The 6,415-nt window shown below is 71.8% G+C and carries 6 protein-coding genes; 3 read left to right on the top strand and 3 right to left on the bottom strand.

Translation table 11 applies throughout. The annotated features are described in order from the left end of the window. The first annotated feature begins 510 nt into the window (after positions 1-510). Entirely contained in the window at positions 511-882 is a 372-nt protein-coding gene (locus AB0I83_RS10395; protein ID WP_356536333.1) for a MerR family transcriptional regulator, read from the top strand. 13 nt (positions 883-895) lie between these two features. Here AB0I83_RS10395 and AB0I83_RS10390 read toward each other — a convergent pair whose 3' ends face one another. After that, positions 896-2,263 (bottom strand): metallophosphoesterase, encoded by a 1,368-nt coding sequence (locus tag AB0I83_RS10390; protein WP_363304294.1) that lies wholly within the window; start codon positions 2,261-2,263, stop codon positions 896-898. A 51-nt stretch (positions 2,264-2,314) separates the two neighbouring features. Next, on the bottom strand, positions 2,315-2,560 hold the full coding sequence (locus AB0I83_RS10385) for a hypothetical protein (RefSeq protein WP_356536335.1): 246 nt from the start codon (positions 2,558-2,560) through the stop codon (positions 2,315-2,317). Between the two features lie 121 nt (positions 2,561-2,681). Between AB0I83_RS10385 and AB0I83_RS10380 the strand changes: the two genes are divergently transcribed. Next, positions 2,682-3,932, top strand: coding sequence for a D-alanyl-D-alanine carboxypeptidase (locus AB0I83_RS10380; RefSeq protein WP_363304293.1), 1,251 nt, complete (start codon positions 2,682-2,684; stop codon positions 3,930-3,932). On the opposite strand, the gene AB0I83_RS10375 is transcribed toward AB0I83_RS10380, so the two are convergent. After that, complete coding sequence (locus tag AB0I83_RS10375; RefSeq protein WP_356536337.1) at positions 3,880-4,809, bottom strand: YihY/virulence factor BrkB family protein; 930 nt, start codon at positions 4,807-4,809, stop codon at positions 3,880-3,882. The genes AB0I83_RS10380 and AB0I83_RS10375 overlap by 53 nt on opposite strands. 126 nt (positions 4,810-4,935) lie before the next feature. Between AB0I83_RS10375 and AB0I83_RS10370 the strand changes: the two genes are divergently transcribed. Beyond that, positions 4,936-6,285 (top strand): FAD-binding oxidoreductase, encoded by a 1,350-nt coding sequence (locus tag AB0I83_RS10370; protein WP_363304292.1) that lies wholly within the window; start codon positions 4,936-4,938, stop codon positions 6,283-6,285. Positions 6,286-6,415 lie beyond the last annotated feature (130 nt).

Here is a 6,415-nt window from a genome sequence, read left to right as displayed (position 1 = left end):
CGTGGGCTTTCGCAGGACGGCGACGGGACTGACGACCGGACCGGGTGGCCCGCAGTCATCAGGGGCCGCCACCAGCAGTACCGAAGTAGCAGTACGCAGGACGGTGCGGTGGTGGAGTTCCGAAGCCAGGGCTTTCGCAGGACGGCGACGGGACTGACGACCGGACCGGGTGGCCCGCAGTCATCAGGGGCCGCCACCAGCAGTACCGAAGTAGCAGTACGCACCACCAGCAGTACGCAAGTGATCGGATTTCGAGGGAAGAACGGAGGAGCCAGGCGCCATCAGGATCGCCCGGGTGGAAATCTTGGACCCGGGTACCGCAGGACATCGATAGTGAGGTGGTCTCCGGTCGAGCAACCGCGATCCCCGCAACCCCGGCAGTGTTCAGCCCGGGTCCGCGGAACAAGAGAGTCGGCGCAGCATCACGGCCGACAGATGGTGTAGCAGTTCCTTCGGGGCCCTGGTGCCATTGGCACCAGGGCCCCTCCACGCGTTCCACAGAGAGGTGAGATGACAGCAGACGACTCGTTCGGCCGTCTCGACGACGACGACTACCCCGCCTACACCATGGGCCGGGCCGCTGAGATGCTCGGGACCACCCAGGGCTTCCTCCGCGCCATCGGCGAAGCCCGCCTGATCACCCCGCTCCGCTCCAAGGGCGGCCACCGGCGCTACTCCCGCTACCAGCTGCGCATCGCCGCGCGTGCCCGGGAGCTCGTCGACCAGGGAACCCCCATCGAGTCGGCCTGCCGCATCATCATCCTCGAGGACCAGCTCGAAGAGGCACAGCGCATCAACGCCGAGTTCCGCCGCGACGCCGGATCGGTGAGCACACCCGGGCAGACGGATCCGGCGCCGGAACGGACGGTGTCACCGCGGTAGTCGCCGCCGGGGCTCATGCCTGCCGGGAGGCCAGCTCCACCACGGTGATGTCGGACGGGGCGCCGACGCGCACCGGCGGGCCCCAGGCGCCCGCGCCGCGCGAGACGTACAGCTGGGTGTCGCCGTAGCGTTCGAGCCCGGCGACCGTGGGGTTGGCGAGCTCGGCGACCAGGTTCCCCGGCCAGAGCTGGCCCCCGTGGGTGTGGCCCGAGAGCTGGAGCCCGACCCCGTACTCGACGGCGTCGTCGATGACGACGGGCTGGTGCGCGAGGAGCACGGAGGCGCGGCCGCGGTCCCGGTCGCCGAGCGCGCGGGCGAAGTCGGGCCCGTGGCCCTCGCTCTCCCCCGCGACGTCGTTGACGCCCGCGAGATCGAAGCCGCCGATCTCGACGCGGGCGTTCTCCAGGGGGTGCAGGCCGAGTTCGCGCACGTGGTCGACCCACTCCGCGGCACCGGAGAAGTACTCGTGGTTGCCGGTGACGAAGTAACTGCCGTGCCGGGCTTCGAGCCCGGCCAGCGGTTCGGCGGCCGGGCCTAGGTCGGCGACGGAACCGTCGACGAGGTCACCGACGACCGCGACCAGGTCGGAGTTGGTGGCGTTGATCGCGTCGACGATGCGCCGGGTGTGCGCCCGGCCCAGGACGGGCCCGAGGTGGATGTCGCTGACCACGGCGATCCTGAAGCCGTGGGCGGAACGCGGCAGTCCGGCGAGCGGGACGGTGATGCGCTTGGTACGGGGCCCGCGCAGCACCCCGTACGTGCCGTACCCGACCGTGCCCAGTCCGGCGAGGGCGGCCGCGCCACCGACCGCGCGGGCGACGAACAGCCGCCGGGACGGGTCGGCGACCTGCGGACCGGCCGGGGCCTCGGGGACCGCGTCCGTCCGGGCGCCGGTGCCGGCCGGGGCCTCGGCGTTCGCGGGTGTCGCGTCCGCCCGTGCTCCGGTGCCGGAAGCGGCCTCGGCGTTCGCGGGGACCGCGTCCGCCCGGGCGGACGCGGCGGCGGGAGTGGCCTGGAGGACGGTGCCGGTGCGACCCGGGTCCCACCCGGCGGTCCCTGACCGGCCGGCGAGCACCCGGCGCAGGAGCGGGCGTACGGCTTCGCCGACCAGCAGAGCCAGCGTCAGGTAGAGCAGCACGGCCAGCCACAGGTAGCCGGGCCAGGCCAGCACCTGCTGCACCGGGAAGGGGAATCCGGCCCGGCCCGAGACGAGGGCGCCCAGGGACAGCAGCGGCAGCACGAACGCCGCGACGGTGCCGGTGCGGCGCGCGAGGCCGCCCTGTTCCGTCGTGTCACCGATCAGCCGGCGCCACACGTACCGGTGCACCGCGGCCAGCAGTGCGAGAACCGCGACCGCCACCAGGACGAAGACCACAACCACTTACGCTCCCCCGCTGAAATCCTGTTCCGGCGCGCGTCCGCGCCGGGTCCGTCATCTGCCTTCTCGGCGCAAAGCCCTGACACCACGGAACCCGATGAGCCCGACGGCCGTCCCCAGAAGAAACGAGGTGATGGCGAGCAGGAGATGGACCCAGAAGTAGGCGGTCGGGTCGCCCGCGTCGTCGAACGCGAGCCCGCTGCCGTCGTTCCACAGGTTCTTTGCGAAGGTGACCCAGATGAACCAGCTCCACACCCCGAACACGAGCAGGAACCAGGAGACGGGGCGGCTGAGCTTCATACGACCAGTATCGCCGCCGCGCTCCGGCCAGATCGCCCGGGGTGGGCTGTCCCGGCGGAATGCACGGCGGTTCAAGCCATCCGGGTCCCGATCCTCAGCAACGCCATGTACGTTTCCGACCGTGCCTGCTCTGAAAAAGACCGTAATGACGGTCCTCTCTGCCGCGTTGCTGTCCGTATGTGTCGTCAGTCCTGCGGGGGCCGCCGACAAGGACAAGACCGACGACAAACAGCCGAAGCCGACCGGTCCGATGTCGACCGTGGGCGGCAAGCGGCTGGGTCAGCCCGGCACCCAGGTCCAGCTGGGCCCCGGCGCCCCGGTTCTTCCGAAGGAGCTCACGGGGCGGTCGTGGATCGTCGCGGACGCGGAGAGCGGGGAGGTGCTCGCCTCGCACAACGCCCACTGGCGGCTGCCGCCGGCGTCCACGCTGAAGATGCTCTTCGCCGACACCGTCCTGCCCGCGTTGCAGCCGAAGTCCCTGACCCACCTGGTGACCGAGCAGGAGCTCGCCGGGATCGGCGAGGGCAGCAGCCTGGTGGGCGTGAAGGAGGACCAGGCGTACACGGTCCACGACCTGTGGCTGGGCGTGTTCCTGCGCTCCGGCAACGACGCGGTGCACGTGCTGTCCGAGATGTACGGCGGCGTCCCGGCGACGGTGGCGGCGATGCAGCGCCACGCCGAGGAGCTGCAGGCCCTGGACACCCGGGTCATCTCCCCCGACGGTTACGACGCGCCGAACCAGGTCTCCAGCGCGTACGACCTGACGCTGTTCGCCCGCAGCGGGATGCAGAAGGCGGACTTCCGCGAGTACGCCGCGACGGCGAGCGCGGACTTCCCCGGCGCGCTGAAGAAGGGCAAGAAGAAGCGCGAGACCTTCGAGATCCAGAACACCAACCGGCTGATCACAGGTGACATCGGCGTGGAGCCGTACAAGGGCATCGCCGGGGTCAAGAACGGCTACACCACCCACGCGGGCAACACCTTCACGGGCATCGCCGAACGCGACGGCAAGGTCCTCCTCGTCACGGTCATGAACCCGTCGGCGGACGAGAGCCACGCCGTCTACAAGGAGGCCGCGGGCCTGCTCGACTGGGGCTTCGCCGCCGACGGAAAGGTGACCCCGGTCGGCGAGCTGGTGCCGCCGAAGTCCGCCGTGACAGGCGCGGGCAAGGGATCCGACCCGGTGGCCGGTTCGGACAAGGCAGACAAGAAGCACGCGGCCGCCACGGCCGCCGCCGCGTCCGGCTCCAGCGGGGTCTGGACCGCGCTGTCGATCGCCGGCGGACTACTGGTGGTCCTGGCGGCCGGAGTGTTCCTCGTCAACCGGCGCTGGCCGCTGCCCGACCTGGTGCGTCGTCTTCCCCGTCGCTGACCGCGGCGGCTTCCACCTCGTCGCCGCCCTTGCTCGGCGTCGCCGTCCAGGCGGCGCAGACGAGCAGCAGCTTGGCGCTGAAGTTGATCCACAGGAGCAGTGCGATCGGCACACCGAAGGCGCCGTACATGCTCTTCGACGCGACGTCCCGCATGTAGCTGCCGAGCAGCAGTTTGAGGAGTTCGAAACCGACGGCGCCGACCAGGCCGGCGACGATCAGCCGGCGGCGGGGCGGCTCGACGCCGGGGAGCAGGGTGAGCAGGTAGAGCAGCAGCAGGAAGTCGGCGAAGACCGCCACGGCCACGGCGGCCACCTGGAGCAGGATGCCGCCCGCCCCGTTCTCGGGGATGCCCAGCTGGTCGACCGTCCAGCCGATGGCCGTCGATGCGACGGTCGAGACGGCCAGGGTCACGAGCGCCGCGCCGCCGAGGCCGAGCAGCAGTCCGGCGTCCTTCAGCTTGCGGACGACCGGATTGCCCTCGTCGATGTCGTCCTTCTCCCACACCGCACGCAGGCAGTCACGCATCGAGCCGACCCAGCCGATTCCGGTGAGAAGCAGCAGCAGACCGGCGACGACTCCCACGGTGCCCGCGTGGGCGACGAGGTTGTCGATGCCGAGCTGGTCGGAGATGCCGGGCACCTGCTCGGCGAGCTTGTCCTCGATCTTGTCCAGCTGCTCCGTCGAGAGCAGCGCCGCGCCGATCGCCGCACCGACCGCGATCAGCGGGAAGAGGGCGAGGAAGCTGAGGAAGGTGATCGCGGCGGCGAGCCTGGCCCAGTGAACCCGTTCCAGCGTCTCGTACGAGCGCCAGGCGTGCGTCAGCATGAGCCGTGTGACGAGCGGCCCGACGACGGGGAGTTTTTTCAGCCAGTCCATGAGGTACGCGTACCCCTCCGGGCGCGGAAAACCGGTGTCGGGACCACTCGGATTACCAATCACCCATTTCGGTGAGTGCTGTAACAAATCCCTCAAATGGGTTTTCTCTGGCGATACGGTCACGCCATGTCTGTCGACACGGTGTCCTTGACCGGCTGGGGCCGCACCGCCCCGACGACCGCGCTGCGGTTCCGCCCCCGGACCTACGAGGATGCCGTGGTCGCCGTCCGGGGCAGGGGCCCCAGGGGCGTGGTCGCGCGGGGGCTGGGCCGGGCCCACGGCGACGCGGCGCAGAACGCGGGCGGCTCCGTGGTCGACATGACCGCACTGGACCGGATCCGCTCCCTCGACACCGCCTCGGGCACGGTCGTCTGCGACGCGGGGGTGAGCCTGCACCGCCTGCTGGAGAGGGTGCTCCCGCTCGGCTGGTTCGTCCCGGTCACCCCGGCGACCCGATACGTCACGGTCGGCGGGGCGATCGGCTCGGACGTCCACGGCAGGAACCATCGCGCGGCCGGCTCCTTCGCCCGGCACGTGCGCGCCCTGGAGCTGCTGACCGCCGACGGCGAGGTGCGCACGGTGCTCCCGGGCACCGACCTGTTCGACGCGACCGCGGGCGGCCTCGGGCTGACCGGGGTGATCCTCTCCGCCACGCTGGCCCTGCGTCCGGTCAGCACCTCGCTGATGACGGTCGACACCGTACGGGCGGCGGACCTGGACGAGACGGTGGCCCGGCTCGCCACCTCGGGGGAGGGAGCACCGTACGCCGCGGCCTGGATCGACCTCCTGGCGCGCGGCAGGGCGACAGGGCGTGCCGTCGTGACCCGGGGGGAGCACGCGCCCCTGGACGCGCTGTCGGCGCGTGCGCGGCGCGCCCCGCTCGCCTCCCACTCCGGGGGGCTGCCCTCGGCTCACGCCCTCCTCCCCGAGGGGCTGCTCGGCCGGACCGCCGGGGCGCTCCTCAACGAGCTCCGCCATCGCGGCACCCTCCCCTCACGGACCGGGGAGCTGCAGAGGGTCTCCACCTTTCTCCACCCCGCGGACGCCGCACCCCAGCGCCGCCGCGTCCCGGGCAGGGGCGGCTTCGTCCAGTACCAGTTCACCGTCGGGTACGGCCAGGAGGAGACCCTGCACCGCATCGTCCGCCGACTCACCCTCCGCCGGTGCCCCGCGTTCCACGGCGTGCTCAAGCGCTTCGGCGACGGCGGACCGGGCTGGCTCTCCTTTCCCACGCCGGGCTGGACCCTCTCCTTCCGGCTGCCCGCGGGCCTGCCCGGTCTCGCCCGGCTGCTCGACACGCTCGACGACGAGGTGGCGGCGGCGGGCGGACGGGTCTGCCTGGCCAAGGACGCCCGGCTGCGCCCCGGCCTGGTCGAGGCGATGTACCCGCGCCTCTGCGAGTTCCGGGCGCTGCGGCGGGAACTGGACCCGTCCGGCGCCTTCCGCTCCGACCTGTCCCGCCGGCTCGCGCTCTGAACCGGCCGCACGCCCTGCCGCCCCTCGGGCGCGCCGGCTCCCTCCACGCCTTCGGCGCCGGCCCTCGGACTGCGCCGCGCCTCTGCCATCGCCTGTCATCCCCGGCCATCGCCCGTCATCCCCGCTAGGA

It is taken from the genome of Streptomyces sp. NPDC049970, assembly GCF_040660235.1.
Lineage (GTDB): Bacteria > Actinomycetota > Actinomycetes > Streptomycetales > Streptomycetaceae > Streptomyces.
Note: the sequence above shows the minus strand (reverse complement) of the source record. Positions and strands in the feature narration are given on the sequence as shown.